This window comes from Knoellia sp. p5-6-4 (assembly GCF_029222705.1).
Classification (GTDB): domain Bacteria; phylum Actinomycetota; class Actinomycetes; order Actinomycetales; family Dermatophilaceae; genus Pedococcus_A.
In genome coordinates, this window is record NZ_JARGZF010000002.1 from 274,035 (window position 1) to 289,449 (window position 15,415).

At 72.2% G+C, this 15,415-nt stretch carries 14 protein-coding genes; 2 read left to right on the forward strand and 12 right to left on the reverse strand.

Annotated elements, in window-relative coordinates:
• The 4 genes from alaS to P2F65_RS12775 all read right to left on the reverse strand — a co-directional run bounded on the left by alaS (nt 1) and on the right by P2F65_RS12775 (nt 4,951).
• Complete coding sequence (gene alaS, locus P2F65_RS12760; RefSeq protein WP_275808198.1) at nt 1–2,694, reverse strand: alanine--tRNA ligase; 2,694 nt, start codon at nt 2,692–2,694, stop codon at nt 1–3.
• Nucleotides 2,695–2,804: 110 nt separating this feature from the next.
• The gene (locus P2F65_RS12765; protein WP_275808201.1) at nt 2,805–3,122 is read right to left on the reverse strand and encodes a DUF6167 family protein; all 318 of its coding nucleotides are present in this window, start codon (nt 3,120–3,122) and stop codon (nt 2,805–2,807) included.
• 5 nt (nt 3,123–3,127) lie between these two features.
• Nucleotides 3,128–3,514: a DUF948 domain-containing protein gene (locus P2F65_RS12770; protein WP_275810641.1), complete on the reverse strand. Its 387-nt coding sequence runs from the start codon at nt 3,512–3,514 to the stop codon at nt 3,128–3,130.
• Nucleotides 3,515–3,553: 39 nt separating this feature from the next.
• Nucleotides 3,554–4,951 (reverse strand): replication-associated recombination protein A, encoded by a 1,398-nt coding sequence (locus P2F65_RS12775; RefSeq protein ID WP_275808204.1) that lies wholly within the window; start codon nt 4,949–4,951, stop codon nt 3,554–3,556.
• A gap of 19 nt (nt 4,952–4,970) precedes the next feature.
• On the opposite strand from P2F65_RS12775, the gene P2F65_RS12780 reads away from it, so the two are divergent.
• Together P2F65_RS12780 and P2F65_RS12785 are read left to right on the forward strand one after the other, a co-directional pair.
• Nucleotides 4,971–7,178, forward strand: a complete 2,208-nt coding sequence (locus tag P2F65_RS12780; protein WP_345803698.1) for an MMPL family transporter — start codon at nt 4,971–4,973, stop codon at nt 7,176–7,178.
• Entirely contained in the window at nt 7,175–7,927 is a 753-nt protein-coding gene (locus P2F65_RS12785) for a GNAT family N-acetyltransferase (RefSeq protein WP_275808206.1), read from the forward strand. Before P2F65_RS12780 ends, P2F65_RS12785 begins: the two co-directional genes overlap by 4 nt.
• On the opposite strand, the gene P2F65_RS12790 is transcribed toward P2F65_RS12785, so the two are convergent.
• The 8 genes from P2F65_RS12790 to P2F65_RS12825 all read right to left on the reverse strand — a co-directional run bounded on the left by P2F65_RS12790 (nt 7,881) and on the right by P2F65_RS12825 (nt 15,365).
• On the reverse strand, nt 7,881–8,492 hold the full coding sequence (locus tag P2F65_RS12790; RefSeq protein ID WP_275808209.1) for a class I SAM-dependent methyltransferase: 612 nt from the start codon (nt 8,490–8,492) through the stop codon (nt 7,881–7,883). The genes P2F65_RS12785 and P2F65_RS12790 overlap by 47 nt on opposite strands.
• Nucleotides 8,492–8,920: a VOC family protein gene (locus P2F65_RS12795; protein WP_275808211.1), complete on the reverse strand. Its 429-nt coding sequence runs from the start codon at nt 8,918–8,920 to the stop codon at nt 8,492–8,494. The genes P2F65_RS12790 and P2F65_RS12795 overlap by 1 nt, the downstream gene beginning before the upstream one ends.
• Nucleotides 8,921–8,930: 10 nt before the next feature.
• Nucleotides 8,931–9,401 carry an AraC family transcriptional regulator gene (locus P2F65_RS12800; protein ID WP_275808214.1) on the reverse strand — a complete coding sequence of 157 codons (471 nt, stop codon included), beginning with the start codon at nt 9,399–9,401 and terminating at the stop codon, nt 8,931–8,933.
• Between the two features lie 169 nt (nt 9,402–9,570).
• Nucleotides 9,571–11,364, reverse strand: a complete 1,794-nt coding sequence (aspS, locus tag P2F65_RS12805) for an aspartate--tRNA ligase (protein WP_275808217.1) — start codon at nt 11,362–11,364, stop codon at nt 9,571–9,573.
• A gap of 126 nt (nt 11,365–11,490) precedes the next feature.
• Complete coding sequence (locus P2F65_RS12810; RefSeq protein ID WP_275808219.1) at nt 11,491–12,456, reverse strand: GerMN domain-containing protein; 966 nt, start codon at nt 12,454–12,456, stop codon at nt 11,491–11,493.
• Nucleotides 12,457–12,582: 126 nt separating this feature from the next.
• On the reverse strand, nt 12,583–12,993 hold the full coding sequence (locus P2F65_RS12815; protein ID WP_275808222.1) for a YchJ family protein: 411 nt from the start codon (nt 12,991–12,993) through the stop codon (nt 12,583–12,585).
• A 22-nt stretch (nt 12,994–13,015) separates the two neighbouring features.
• Entirely contained in the window at nt 13,016–13,657 is a 642-nt protein-coding gene (locus P2F65_RS12820) for an NUDIX hydrolase (protein WP_275808226.1), read from the reverse strand.
• Between the two features lies 1 nt (nt 13,658).
• The gene (locus P2F65_RS12825; protein ID WP_275808229.1) at nt 13,659–15,365 is read right to left on the reverse strand and encodes a CTP synthase; all 1,707 of its coding nucleotides are present in this window, start codon (nt 15,363–15,365) and stop codon (nt 13,659–13,661) included.
• Between the last annotated feature and the right edge of the window lie 50 nt (nt 15,366–15,415).

The window sequence follows — 15,415 nt, forward strand, 5'->3', positions numbered from 1 at the left end:
TCACCCGGCGGCCGCGGCGATCTCGGCGTCGACGCGGCCGAGGGCCTCGCCGGTCCTGGCTGCGTCGGTCCCGCCGCCCTGGGCGAGGTCGTCCTTGCCCCCGCCGCCGCCACCCAGGGTCTGGGCAGCGACGCGCACCAGCGCACCGGCCTTGATGCCCCGCTCGCGTGCCGCGGCGTTCGTGGCCACGACGACGACCGGGCGGCCCTTGGCCACACCGGTGAGGGCCACGACGGAGGGCGCCTGCTCGCCGAGCCGGTGGCGCAGGTCGAGCGCCATGGTGCGCAGGTCGTCGGCGCCGGCGCCCTGGCCCGCGTCGTGCGTCAGCACGCGGATGCCGCGCACGTCGCGGGTGTAGTCGAGCAGCTTGCCGACCTGCGCCATGACCTGCTCCTGGCGCATCTTCTCGATCTCGCGCTCGGCGTCCTTGACCCGGGCCAGCAGCGAGGAGATGCGCTCCTTGAGCTCGCCCGGCTGCACCTTGACCATGTCGGTCAGCTCGGCCACCAGGGCCCGCTCCTTGGCCAGGAAGCGCAGCGCCTCCATGCCCACGAACGCCTCGAGGCGCCGCACGCCGGAGCCCACGGACGACTCGCCGGTGACCGTGAGCGCGCCGATCTGCGAGGAGTGCTGCACGTGGGTGCCACCGCAGAGCTCACGCGACCACGGTCCGCCGATCTCGACGACGCGCACCTGCTCGTCGTAGGTCTCGCCGAAGAGCGCCAGGGCGCCCCACTCGCGGGCCTCGGGCAGGGTCATGAACTGGGCGGAGACCGGCAGGTCCTTGCGGACGGCGAGGTTGGCGACCTCCTCGATCTCGCTGCGGGTCTCGGGCGAGAGCGCCTGGCCCCACGCGAAGTCCAGGCGCAGGTAGCCGGGCTTGTTGTAGGAGCCGGACTGCAGCGCCGACGGGCCGAGCACCTGGCGCAGCGCGGCGTGCACGACGTGGGTGCCGGAGTGCGCCTGGCAGGCCGAGATGCGCCAATCCTGGTCGACCTCGGCGATCACCTCGGCTCCCGAGCGCACGGCCCCGTCGAGCACCTCGACGGTGTGGGCGATGAGGCCCTTGACCGGGCGCTGGACGTCGACGACCTTCAGCCGCGCGCCGTCGGCGGTGATGATGCCCTCGTCGGCGACCTGGCCGCCGGACTCGGCGTAGAACGGCGTGCGGTCGAGGACGACCTGGCCGCGCTGGCCGGGCTCGAGCTCCTCCACGAGCTCGCCGTCGCGCACGAGCCCGACGACGTACGCCTCGCTGGTGAGCTCGACGTAGGCGCGGAAGTCCGTCGCACCGGTCTCGCGCAGCTTCTTCCACACCTCGGTGTTGGCGTGGCCGGCCTTCTTGGCCTTCGCGTCGGCCTTGGCCCGGTCGCGCTGCTCCTGCATCAGCGAGCGGAAGCCCTCGCGGTCGACCTCCAGCCCCTGCTCGGCGGCCATCTCCAGGGTCAGGTCGATCGGGAAGCCGTAGGTGTCGTGCAGCGAGAACGCCTCGCTGCCCGCGAGCGTGGTGCCGCCCGCGGCCTTCGTCCTGGCCACCGCGGTGTCGAGGATGGTCGTGCCGGACGCCAGCGTGCGCCGGAAGGCCTCCTCCTCGGCATACGCGATCTGGGAGATCCGGCTGAAGCCGGTCTCGAGCTCGGGGTAGGAGTTCTTCATCCGCTCCATCGACACCGGCAGCAGGTGCGGCAGGCTGGGCTCGTCGAAGCCGAGCAGGCGCATGGAGCGCACCGCGCGGCGCAGCATCCGGCGCAGCACGTAGCCGCGGCCCTCGTTGCCCGGGGTGACGCCATCGCCGATGAGCATCAGCGACGAGCGGATGTGGTCGGCGACCACGCGCAGCCGCACGTCGTCGGGGTGGCTGTGCGCCGCGTCGTGGCCGGAGTTGGCGCCGTAGCGCTTGCCGGTCATCTCCGCGGCCTTCTCGAGCACCGGGTAGACCTCGTCGATCTCGTACATGTTGTCGACGCCCTGCAGGATCGAGGCGATCCGCTCCAGGCCCATGCCGGTGTCGATGTTCTTCTTCGGCAGGTCGCCGGCGATGTCGAAGTCGACCTTGGTGCGCACGTCGCCGAGCGAGGACTGCATGAAGACGAGGTTCCAGACCTCCATGAAGCGGTCCTCGTCGACCGCCGGGCCGCCGTCGAGGCCGTACTCGGGCCCGCGGTCGACGAAGATCTCGCTGCACGGGCCACCGGGGCCGGGGACGCCCATGTGCCAGTAGTTGTCGGCCAGCCCGCGGCGCACGACGCGCTCCTTGGGGATGCCGGTCAGCTGCACCCACAGGTCGGCGGCCTCGTCGTCCTCCTCGTAGACGGTGGCCCACAGCTTGTCGGGCTCGATGCCGTAGCCGCCCTCCCCCTGCGGGGTGGTGAGCAGCTCCCAGGCCATCTCGATGGCGCCGGCCTTGAAGTAGTCGCCGAACGAGAAGTTGCCGTTCATCTGGAAGAACGTGCCGTGCCGGCTGGTCTTGCCGACCTCCTCGATGTCCCCGGTGCGCACGCACTTCTGCACCGAGGTGGCCCGGTCCCACGGAGGCGACTGCTGGCCGAGGAAGTAGGGCTTGAACGGCACCATGCCTGCGTTGACGAACAGCAGGTTGGGGTCGTCGTAGACGAGGGGGGCGGAGGGGACCACGGAGTGTCCCTTGCTCTCGAAGAAGGAGAGCCAGCGGCGCCTGATCTCGGCGGTTTCCATCAGGTGTCAGATCCTCAGTTGCATGCTCACGCGGGCATGACGATGGTACGTGCAGGGGACGTGGGTGGCGGCGGGGCGCAGCCGGGGCCGTCGGCGGGGGCGGCTGGCCCCTAGCGAGCTCGGGGGTCGAAGCGCCCGGTCGGGTCCTCGATCAGGCGGCGGGCGGTCTCTGCGTCGAGCCGGCGGGCGGTCGTGTCGGCACCGGCGTCCTCGGTGCCGGCGTCGATGCCGAGAGCGAGCCGCAGCTCCTCCTCGCGCTCCGACATGCCCTCGCGCACGGCGTCGGCGAGCTCGCGCAGGCCGTCGGCGAAGTCGGAGAGCCCGTGCGCGACCCCAGCCGGCGTGTAGGCCTCGGCGGCCTTGGTGACCTTGCGGACGGCGTAGACCCCGGCGGCGGCGCCGAGGGCGACCCAGAACAGGCGTGCCATGGCGATCAGCCCCTGCGCCGACGGCCGCGGGTGGCCCGGCCCGAGCGGGCCGAGCCGGACATGGCGGTGCGCACGCCGTAGGTGAACGCTGCGACCTTGACGACGGGCGAGCCCAAGGTGGCCGCGAAGAGCGCCGTCAGGGCGCTGGCGTTGGTCGTGATCGCCGAGACGTTGGTGGTGATCCCGTCCACCCGCGTGAGCTGCTCGTTGGTGAGGGAGACCGTGTCGGTCAGCTTGATCAGGGTGGGCTGGACGTTCTCGGTGGTGCTGCGCACGCTGAGGCGCGTCTCGTCGAGCACCTTGCCGGCCTTGCCGATCACGCTGCCGAGGCGGAACACGAGAAACGCGAACGCCAGGGCCGCGATCATTCCGGCGATATCGCCCAAACTCACATCCATGGCGGCAACCCTACCGGTTGGCCGCGCACCTGCTCAGTCGCGGCCGAGGCGGGTCTTCAGCCACGCCCACCGTGCGGCGAGCCGCTCCTCGAACCCGCGGCCGGTGGGCCGGTAGTAGTCGGTCGCACCGTGCAGGTCGTCGGGCAGGTACTGCTGGCGCGCAACGGCATCCTGCGCGTCGTGGGGGTACTGGTAGCCCTTCCCGTGCCCGAGCCTGGCCGCACCGGCATACCCGCTGCCGCGCAGGTGCGCGGGCACCTGCCCGCCGCGCCCGGCCCGCACGTCGGCGATCGCCTCGTTGATGCCGAGGTATGCCGCGTTGCTCTTGGGTGCGAGCGCGTTGTGCACCACCGCCTGGGCCAGGATGAGCCGGGCCTCGGGCATGCCGATCTGGGCGACCGCCTGCATGGCGGCCACCGAGGTCTGCAGGGCCGTCGGGTCGGCCATGCCGACGTCCTCGCTCGCGGCGATGACGATGCGCCGGGCGATGAAGCGGGGGTCCTCCCCCGCCTCGAGCATCCTCGCCAGGTAGTGGAGGGAGGCGTCGACGTCGGAGCCGCGCATCGACTTGATGAGCGCCGACGCCACGTCGTAGTGCTGGTCGCCCGTCTTGTCGTAGCGCACCATGGCGTGGGCCACCGCCTGCTCCACGTGGGCGAGCGTGATCGGGACGGGACCCTCGTCCTGCGAACCGGCGGCGACGTCGTCGAGGGCCACCCCCGCCGCCGCCTCGAGCGAGGTCAGGGCCCGGCGGGCGTCGCCGCCGGCCACACGTACGAGGTGCGCGCGGGCCTCCTCGGCCAGGGTGAGCTCGCCGGCCAGGCCCCGCTCGTCGGTGACCGCCGAGTCGAGCACCTCGGCCACCTCCTGCTCGGACAGCGGCCCGAGGGTGATGAGCATGGAGCGGGACAGCAGCGGGGCGATGACGGAGAACGAGGGGTTCTCGGTGGTGGCCGCCACGAGGACGACCTGCCGGGTCTCCACGCCCGGGAGGAGGGCGTCCTGCTGGGCCTTGGTGAACCGGTGGATCTCGTCGAGGAACAGCACGGTCTGGCGGTCGTACAGGTCGCGCTCGCGCGCGGCCTGGTCCATCACCGCCCGCACGTCCTTGACCCCGGCGGTCACCGCGCTCAGCTCCACGAACCGGCGGTCCGCCGCCGTCGCCACGAGGTGGGCCAGCGTCGTCTTGCCGGTGCCCGGCGGGCCCCAGATGATCGCCGAGAGCGGCCCGGCCGCACCGCCGGAGCCCTCGATGAGCCGCCGCAACGGGCTGCCCGGCCGCAGCACGTCGGCCTGGCCTCGCACCTCCTCCAGCGAGCGTGGACGCATCCGCACCGCCAGCGGCGGCAGCGACGCGTCGGAGCCTGCACCACCGTCGCGGCGCTGCGCCGTCGACGAGGCGAAGAGGTCGTCACCTGCCTCGATACCCACGGGTGGCAGGCTATCTCTCGTGACCGACCTGCACCCCGACCGCCGCAACTCGGCGCTCTCCCACCTCGGCGCGTCGATGGCCCGTCACCCGCGGGTCGTGGTGACCGTCTGGCTGCTCGCCGTGGTGGCGGCCTTCGGCAGCGCCCTCGGGGTCTTCACCGACCAGTCGCTGTTCGACCGGCTCGAGTCGGGCGAGCCGGTCGTCCGCGGCGAGAACCTCACCGGTCGCGACCTGCTCACGGAGGCCGGGGAGGCGGCGACCGACCGGTACATGCTCCAGGTCTCGGGCGTCGACGCGGACTCCCCCGAGGTCGCGCGGACGGCGGTGGCGACCGCACGGACGGTCTCGGAGATCGAGGGCGTCGAGAGCGTGGGCATGCCCTACGTGGTCCCCGAGGGCCTGCAGAGCCCGCAGGCCAAGGCCTTCCTCAAGGACGAGGACCCCGGCTCGGACGGGTTCCTCACGGTCGTGTCCCTCGACCCCGACCTCAGCGGCACCGAGGGCGAGCAGGTGCGGGCGCAGGTCGACCGCGAGCTCGACGCCATGGTGGAGGCCCTGCCGGGCGCGTCGGGCCAGACCGGCGGCCTCACCGAGCTGATCGACGACATCACGCACCAGGTGGAGCAGGACCTGCGCACCGGGGAGGGCGTCGCCCTGCCGGTCAGCTTCCTGCTCATGGTCGTCGTCTTCGGCGGCTTCGTGTCGGCGGGCATGCCGGTCCTGGGCGCGGTCGCGGCGATCGGCGGGGCGCTGGCCTCGCTGCTGGGCTTCTCCTACCTCATCGACCTCGACGCCACCGTCGTCAACGTGGTCACCGTCCTCGGGCTGGGCCTGTGCATCGACTACGGCCTGCTCACCGTCAGCCGGTTCCGCGAGGAGCTGCGGGCCCGGGCCAGGGGCATGCCGGCCAGGGACATCCCCCAGCAGATGGTGTTCGACGCGACGGCCCGCACCGTCGACGCGGCCGGCCGCACCGTCATCTTCTCCGGGCTGACCGTCGCCATCTCCCTGGGCGGACTGCTCGTCTTCGAGGCGCCGATCATGCGGGCCATCGGCTCGGCCGCCCTGTCCGTCGTGCTGGTGGCCATCCTGGTGGCCATCACCCTCATCCCTGCCCTCGCGGCCCTGGGAGCGCGCAGGCTGCTGAGGAAGGGCACCGAGGAGGCGCCGGAGCACGGGGTGTTCTCCCGGCTGGCCATCTGGGTGCACGACCGGCCCATCCCCATCATCGCCGGGGTGCTGGGGCTGCTGGTGTTCCTCGCCCTGCCGGCCCTCGACATGCGGCTGACCTCCTCGGGTGCCGAGCTGCTCCCCCGCGACGCGGCCCAGCGGGTCTTCTTCGAGGACCTCGCCGAGCACTACCCGACCCTCAACGGACCCGACCTGCGGGTGGTCGCGCAGGCCACGCCCGAGCAGGCGGCCGAGTACGCCCGTGACCTCCCCACCCTCGACGGGCAGGAGGTCACGGCCACACCGCAGCGGGTCAACGACCAGCTGAGCACCATCGGCATCGACGTCCCCGGCGGCCCCCTCGACGACGGCGCCCGCGAGATGGTCCGGGCCCTCCAGGCGGACCGGCCCGACTTCCCGACCTACGTCGTCGGCCAGGCCTCGGCACTGCAGGACTTCACGGACTCGATGTTCGACCGGGCCGTCATCGCCTTCGCCCTGGTGGCGATCGCGACGCTCGTGCTGCTGTTCCTCATGACCGGGTCGGTCGTCATCCCGGTCAAGGCCCTGCTCATCAACGTCGTCTCGCTCGGCGCGAGCCTCGGGGTGCTCGTGTGGGTTTTCCAGCAGGGGCACCTCGAGGGCCTGCTGCGGTTCGACTCGGTGGGAGCGCTCGAGTCGATGATCCCCCTGCTGATCCTCGCGTTCGGCTTCGGCCTGTCGATGGACTACGAGGTGTTCCTGCTCTCGCGCATCGTCGAGCTGCACGAGCAGGGCTACAGCAACGACGACGCCGTCGTGATGGGTCTGCAGCGATCGGGCCGCATCATCACCTCGGCGGCGCTGCTGGTGGTCATCGTGTTCTCCGGCTTCGTGGCCGGCCAGCTGCTGGTGATCAAGCAGACGGGCGTCGGCCTCGCGGTCGCCGTGCTCATCGACGCCACCTTGGTCCGCATGCTCCTGGTGCCGGCGACCATGGCGGTCCTCGGTGACTGGAACTGGTGGGCGCCGGCCCGGCTGCGGCGGCTGCACGCGCGGTTCGGGATCACCGAGTGACCCTGCGCGAGCTGGTCACCCACGCCGAGCTGCTCGACGCGTCCGGCGGCAGCCCCTTCATCCGTTACGACATCCCGGCACCGCTGGAGCACCCGGCCTGGGCGCTCGGCGCGGCCGTGGCGCTGCCGCGCCAGACGCACACCCGCCGGCTCGGGCTGCTCGTGATGGGGCCACCGGGCGACGCAGGCCGGCTCGTCGCCGCCATGGCGGCGCAGGCACTGCACCCGGGCGACCTCTCGGGGGTCACGGTGCAGCGCGGTTCGCTGCCCGCCGTCGCCCCGCACCTGCCGATCGGCGACGGCGACGAGTGGGAGTGGATGTATGCCGTGGCGTGGCCACCGCACGTGCCCGGCGAGGACCGCCTCGTCCCCCTCTCGGAGGAGGACCTCCCCGACATCGCGGCCCTCCTCGACAAGGCAAACCCACGCACCGACGCCCGACCCTTCGACTACCCCGGCCAGCACTGGCTCGGGGCGCGGGACGACGAGGGCCGGCTCGTGGCCTGCGGCGTGCGCGAGACGAACGTGGCCGGCCACCCCCTGCTGGCCGGCATCACCGTGCACCCCTCGACGCGAGGCACCGGCCTGGGCCTCGCGGTGACGGCGGCCCTGACCCGGGCAGCGATCGCCGACAGCGGCGTGTGCACCCTGGGCATGTACTCCGACAACGACGTGGCCCGACGGGTCTACCACGGCCTCGGCTTCACCGGCGACCACCTCTGGTCCAGCCGCCGACTGGCCACTCGCTGACCTCACCGGGGGGTCGTGCGACGACCCGCAGCAGCGGCGGCTCACCGTCCGGCACGTCGACGTCGGCCCTCCAGCCCGCCCGCTCGAGGTTCGCGACCAGAGCGGCCAGCACTGGCGTCCGGCGAGCGACGGAAGGCGGCTGGTGGACGAGGTGCAGCTCACCGTCGGCGTCGAGGACGCGCTCGAGCACTGCCAGCTCCCGCGCGGCGGACTCGGTCCAGAAGACGTTGACGTTGACCCCCAGCACCCGGTCGAAACGGCCGTGCGCCGCGGGGTCGAGGTCGGGGAGCTCCGCCGTCACGAAGACGGCCGTCCCGGCCCTGACGGCGTCGGCGTTGCGGGCCGAAGCGGCAGCGGTGGCGGTCGGCGACCGGTCGATGCCGAGGAGGAAGCCCGCACCGGCGCCGAGAACGGGGAGCATCAGGGCGGCGGCGACGCCGTTGCCCCCGCCGACCTCCAGCACCCGGCTGTCCGGGTGCAGGCTGAGGCCGCCAACGGCATACCGGATCCGTTCGGGCACGGCGAGGCGCGCTCCCGCGCCCCGCCCCGGACCCCCGCCCGGCATCAGGCGAAGTCGGCCGGCGTGTAGTCGCGGGGCTCCACGAGCACGAGCCAGTTGCCGGAGTTGTCGCGGCAGACGGCCTCGACGCCGTAGGGCCGCTCGGACGGGGACTGGAGGAACTCGACACCACGGGCCGAGAGCTCCTCGTAGGTCTGCTGGCAGTCGTCGACGTTGAGGCCGAGGCCGTGCATGCTGCCCTGGTCCTGGGCGCGCTTCATGGCCTCGACGAACTCCGGCGAGTGGGGCGGACCGGGGATGGCGAGGCTGACGTTGAGCTCGGGCTGGCTCGGGTGCACCACGGTGCACCAGCGGTAGCCCTCGCCCAGGGTGATGTCGTCCTTCTCCTGGAAGCCCAGGACGTCGGTGTAGAACTTCTTCGACTCGTCGATGTCCTTCACGAAGACGCTGACGATGGAGATGTTGGTGATCATGGGCTCCACGCTAGGGCTGCGGGTCGGCCGCGGGCTTCTCCTCGATTGCTGAGCCGGTCGTCCGGACGTCGCGCTCGGCAAGGCCCCACATGAAGACGAAGCAGCCGGGGATGTGGGGCGCCCCAGCAGCCGCGTAGCGGGCCTGGAACTCGCTCGGGCTCTCGCCCACCACCGTGCGGAACCGGCTGCTGAACGAGCCCAGGCTGCTGAAGCCGACCGCGTGGCAGACCTCCGTCACGGTCAGGTTGGTGGCCCGGAACAGGTCCTGCGCGCGCTCGATCCGCCGCCTCGAGAGGTACTCCCCCGGCGTGACGCCGTAGGTGGCCCGGAAGAGCCGCAGGAAGTGGAACTTCGAGAGCCCCGCGACGCCGGCGAGGCGGTCGAGGTCGAGCGGCCCGGCGAACTCGAGGTCGGCGAGGTCTCGCGCCCGGCGCAGGTGCACCAGGACGTCGGTCGGCGCTCGCCTGGGCTCCTCCGGCACCTTCACATGGTGACGCACGCACATGGTGACTCACGTCAGGGGTGCCCCGGGTCACCCCGACGCAGGTCGCGTGTTGCAGGGAGCCGCCCCGGGCAACGACGCAGGCATCCCGGCACCACCAGCGGGGCACCGGGAGGCCTGCGCAGCCAGAGGTCTGTGCAGCGGGGTGTCAGTCCTGCTCGCGCGGCTCCGGTGTGGCGTCGACGCCGGCCTCCTTGCGCTGCTCCGGCGTGATGGGGGCGGGCGCAGCGGTCAGCGGGTCGTAGCCGCCACCGGACTTCGGGAAGGCGATGACGTCGCGGATCGAGTCGGACCCGGCGAGCAGGGCCACGATGCGGTCCCAGCCGAACGCGATGCCGCCGTGCGGCGGGGCGCCGTACTGGAAGGCGTCGAGCAGGAAGCCGAACTTCTCCTGCGCCTCCTCCTCCGACAGGCCCATGACCTCGAAGACCCGCTCCTGGACGTCGCGGCGGTGGATACGGATCGAGCCGCCACCGATCTCGTTGCCGTTGCAGACCATGTCGTAGGCGTACGCGAGCGCCGCGCCCGGGTCGGTGTCGAAGGTGTCCTCGAACTCCTTCTTCGGCGACGTGAAGGCGTGGTGCACCGCAGTCCACGCGCTGTAGCCGAGCGCCACGTCGCCCGAGGCGGTCGCCTCGGCGGTGGGCTCGAACATCGGGGCGTCGAGCACCCACAGGAACGACCAGGCGTCCTCGTCGATGAGGTTGCAGCGCCGGCCGATCTCGAGCCGGGCGGCGCCGAGCAGGGCTCGCGAGGCCTTCGTGGCGCCGGCTGCGAAGAAGATGCAGTCGCCCGGCTGGGCACCGACGTGGGCGGCCAGGCGCTCACGCTCGGTGTCGCTCACGTTCTTGGCCACCGGACCGCCGAGGGTGCCGTCCTCCTGGACCAGCACGTAGGCCAGGCCCCGGGCGCCGCGCTGCTTGGCCCACTCCTGCCAGGCGTCGAGCTGCTTGCGGGGCTGGGAGGCGCCGCCGGGCATGACGACCGCGCCGACGTACTCCTGCTGGAACACGCGGAACGTCGTGTCCTTGAAGAACTCGGTGCACTCCACGAGCTCGTTGCCGAAGCGCAGGTCGGGCTTGTCGGTGCCGAAGCGGCGCATGGCCTCGTGGTAGGTCATCCGCTCGAACGGCGTCTTGAGGTCGACGTCGACGAGCCGCCAGATGGCGCTGACGATCGCCTCGCCGAGCTCGAGCACGTCCTCCTGCTCGACGAACGACATCTCGATGTCGAGCTGGGTGAACTCCGGCTGGCGGTCGGCGCGGAAGTCCTCGTCGCGGTAGCAGCGCGCGATCTGGTAGTAGCGCTCCATGCCGGCGACCATGAGCAGCTGCTTGAACAGCTGCGGGCTCTGCGGCAGGGCGTACCAGCTGCCGGGGGCAAGGCGCGCGGGCACCAGGAAGTCGCGGGCGCCCTCGGGCGTCGACCGGGTCAGGGTCGGGGTCTCGATCTCGACGAAGTCACGCTCGGCGAGCACGGTGCGGGCCGCGGCGTTGACCTTCGAGCGCAGGCGCAGCGCGTACCCGGCGGACCCGTTGCCGGGGCGGCGCAGGTCGAGGTAGCGGTGCTTGAGGCGGGCCTCCTCGCCGACGGTGACGCGCTCGTCGATCTGGAAGGGCAGCGGGGCGCTCTCGTTGAGCACCTCGATGCGCTCGGCGATGACCTCGATCTCACCGGTCGGCAGGTCGGGGTTGGCGTTGCCCTCCGGGCGCATCCGCACCTCGCCGACGACCTTGACGACGTACTCGTTGCGCAGGTCGTGGGCGTCGCCCTCGGTCAGCACCTCGTCACGCACGACGACCTGGGCGACGCCGGAGGCGTCCCGCAGATCGAGGAACGCCACTCCGCCGTGATCGCGCCGACGGGCGACCCAGCCCGTGAGCGTGACGGTCTGGCCGGAGTGGTCGGCACGCAGGGTGCCGGCCTCATGGGTGCGGAGCACGAGTGGTTCCTTCGGATCGGGGGCTGTGGGTGTTGCGGACAACCCGCCCATCCTACGGAAGGCCGCGCCCGGCATACGAACCGCAGCCCGTATGCCGGGTGCCCGGCCGCTGTCACCCGGCCTCTCTCACCGCACGGTGAAGGCCTTGCTGTCCCACAACGTCAGGCTGCCGTCCTTGCCGCTGTCGTTGTAGGCCCGCAGCTCGTAGCTGCCGGCCGGCAGCTCGATGCTCGTCCCGGCCTCCCGGTAGCCGCCCATCATCGTCGTCACCTGGGTCGAGGCCACCTCGGTGCCGCCCTTGAAGACCTTGAGCGGGACGTTGCCCTCGAACCCTGTGCCGTAGACCTTGATGGCCACCGGCGACGACACCGTGGCGCCCTGGACGGGGGCCAGGATCCACACGTTGGAGAGGGTCTCGAGCGGCGCGGACCGCTTCACCGGCCCCGACCAGTCCATGTGCCCCGACGGCGGGGTGGCTCCGTTGACCAGCAGCTTCACCTGCGTGTTCGACGGCTCGGCCGCGGTGGCCGTGTGCACCAGCTGCTGCACCGCGGCGCCCTCGAAGGAGGCGCCGAGCTGCACGAAGCCGGAGACGTCGACCTGCACGACACCGGCGCCGAGACGCTCGACCGACAGCACGCGCGTCGAGGTGGGCCACAGCGACCGGTAGTCGGGGTCCCGCGGTGCGCCGGTGAACATCTCGGTCACTGCGGCAGCCACGGGGTCGCCCGTGGCGGGGACGCGGTGGAACTCGCGGTACAGCCGCGGCCCGACGCCCTCGACGTCGACCACGTAGTAGACCGGCACCGTCAGCTGGCCGGGCACCGGCGACGAGGGGGTGGCGGTCGTCGTTGACGGCGTGGCCGTGGTGCTCGTCGCCGAAGGGGTCGCCGAGCCCGTGGCGGTCGGGGTCGTCGTCGTGGTGGCGCCCGCCCCCGGCCCGTCGCCGCCGTTGCCGTCTCCCAGCAAGAGCACCGCGACTGCCACCAGCACCAGCACCGTGGCCGCCGCCAGGACGGGCCACAACCACCGTGACCGTCCGGCACCCGCATCGGGCCCGCCCGGGCCCGAGACCGTCTGGCTGTTCGACATCGACTCCACCGCCTTCGTCCGCCGGGCACTGCGGCCACGGCACCTCGTCCCCCTGCGCCCCTTGGACGCGCGGAGGACGTCCGGGGTTGAGGGACGAAGGTCCTGTCCTGCTCCTGGACTAGAGCCTCAGTCGACGGTGCCCTCGAGGTAGAGCCAGCGACCGCCCCGCCGGGTGAAGCGGCTCCGCTCGTGCAGGCTGCCGCGCCGGCCACGCTCACGGTAGTGGGCGGTGAACTCGACCTCGCCGCGGTCGTCGCGTTCCCCTCCACCGGAGAAGCCGAGCACCTCGAGACGCAGCCATTCGACGGCGGGGTCGAGCGCCAGCGACCCCGGTCGGGTCGCCGGGTGCCAGGTCGCGAGCAGGTAGTCCTCGAGCCCGCGGGCGTATGCGGCGTACCGGCTGCGCATCAGCTGCTCGGCCGTCGACGCGACCGCCTCACCGCGGTGGAGCGCGCCGCAGCAGCGGTCGTAGGGCACCCCGGAACCGCACGGGCACGAGTCGAGGGTGCCGGGGCCGCCGCCGAACGCGCTGCTCACCCGGTGCCCCGGTGCCGGCGGGTCAGCGTCGGGCGGGGTGCTCGGGCCACGGCGCGTCGTGGGGCCGCAGGGTCGCCCAGCCGCGCTCGCGTGCGGCGTGCGCAGCGAGGATCCCGATGACGGCACTCGGGTTGTGGATGCGTCCGGCGAGCACCGCGTCCTGGGCCTCGTCGAGGTCGACCCAGCGCGCCGGCATACCCAGCTCCTCCCCCTCGCGCTCGTGACGGTCGTCCTCCGGGACGTGGCTGAGGCCACGGGCGAGGTAGACCCGCAGCGCCTCGTCCACGCCCCCCGGGGAGCTGAAGTAGTCGACGAGGACGTGCCACTCCTGCGCCTGCAGGTCGGCCTCCTCGTGGAGCTCGCGTGCGGCGGCCACCCACGGGTCCTCGCCGTCGACGTCGAGCAGGCCGGCGGGCACCTCCCACTCCAGCACCCGCACGGGGTGGCGGTACTGCTGCAGCAGGACGACGCGGTCCCGGTCGTCGAGGGCCACGACCGACACGGCGCCGGGGTGCCGCACGAACTCGCGCGTGACCTCGCCCGCCTCGCCGAGGTCGACCGTCTCGCGCAGGACGTCCCACACCATCCCGTGGTGCACGACCTCCGACCGCACGATCGGCCGGTGCACGATCCGGTCGGCGAGCTCCTCGTCGGCGCCGGGCACGTCAGGCGGTGGCGTCGGCGGTCTCGCGCGGCCGCTCGACGTCGAGCAGCCGCGACTGGCGCTGCCGGTCGATGGCCGCCCCGACCAGCCCGGCGAACAGCGGGTGGGCCCGGTGCGGGCGCGACTTGAACTCCGGGTGCGCCTGGGTCGAGACGTAGTAGGGGTGCACGTCGCGCGGGAGCTCGACGAACTCGACGAGTCCGAGATCGGGGTGCGTGCCGCTGATCACGAGCCCTGCCGCCTCGAGCTGGGGGCGGTACTCGTTGTTGACCTCGTAGCGGTGGCGGTGCCGCTCGTGCACCGTCGTGGTGCCGTAGGCCTCGGCGACGACCGAGCCCTCGACGAGGGTGGCCGGCTGCGAGCCGAGCCGCATCGTGCCCCCGAGGTCGCCGGCGCCCTCGACGAACGCCTTCTGCTCCTCCATCGTGGCGATGACCGGCGCCGGGGTCTGGGGGTCGAACTCGGTGGACGACGCGCCCTCGATGCCGGCGACGTTGCGGGCGTACTCGATGACCATGCACTGCAGGCCGAGGCAGATGCCCAAGGTGGGCACCTCGCGCTCCCTCGCCCACCTCAGCGCACCGAGCTTGCCCTCGATGCCGCGGACGCCGAACCCACCGGGCACGAGCACGGCGTCCACCCCGCCGAGCGCCTTCTGCGCGCCCGCCTCGGTCTGGCAGTCGTCGCTGGCCACCCAGCGGATCTTCACCTTGGCGTCGTGGTGGAACCCGCCCGCGCGCATGGCCTCGGTCACCGAGAGGTAGGCGTCGGGCAGGTCGACGTACTTGCCCACGAGCGCGATCTCCACGGTGTGCTCGGGGTTGTGCACCCGGCGCAGCAGCAGGTCCCAGTCGGTCCAGTCGACGTCGCGGAAGTTCAGCCCGAGGCGGCGGATGACGTAGGCGTCGAGGCCCTCGGCGTGCAGCACCTTCGGGATGTCGTAGATGCTCGGCGCGTCGACCGCGGCGGCGCACGCCTCGGCGTCGACGTCGCACATGAGCGAGATCTTGCGCTTGATGTTCTCCGGGATCTCACGGTCGGCCCGCAGCACGAGGCCGTCGGGCTGGATGCCGACTTGGCGCAGGGCTGCCACCGAGTGCTGCGTGGGCTTGGTCTTCAGCTCGCCGCTGGGGGCGAGGTAGGGCACGAGCGAGACGTGCAGGAAGAAGACGTTGTCGCGGCCGACGTCGTGGCGCACCTGGCGGGCCGCCTCGAGGAACGGCAGCGACTCGATGTCGCCGACCGTGCCGCCGATCTCGGTGATGATGACGTCCGGGGCCGGTTCGCCCTTCGGCGCCAGCGGGGAGCCCGCGGCCTCGGCGCGCATCCGCTCCTTGATCTCGTTGGTGATGTGCGGGATCACCTGCACGGTGTCGCCGAGGTACTCCCCGCGCCGCTCCTTGGCGATGACCTGGCTGTAGACCTGGCCCGTCGTGACGTTCGCCGTGCCATGGAGGTTGCTGTCGAGGAACCGCTCGTAGTGGCCGATGTCGAGATCGGTCTCGGCGCCGTCCTCGGTCACGAAGACCTCACCGTGCTGGAACGGGTTCATGGTGCCCGGGTCCACGTTGAGGTACGGGTCGAGCTTCTGCATGGTCACACGCAGGCCGCGCGCGCGGAGCAGGTGTCCGAGGCTGGAGGCCGTCAGGCCCTTGCCGAGCGAAGAGGCGACGCCTCCGGTCACGAAGATGTGTTTCGTCTGCACCACGGGCTTTAACTCTACGTCATCGAGCGAGCCCGCCGAGCCAGGGCTCGCCG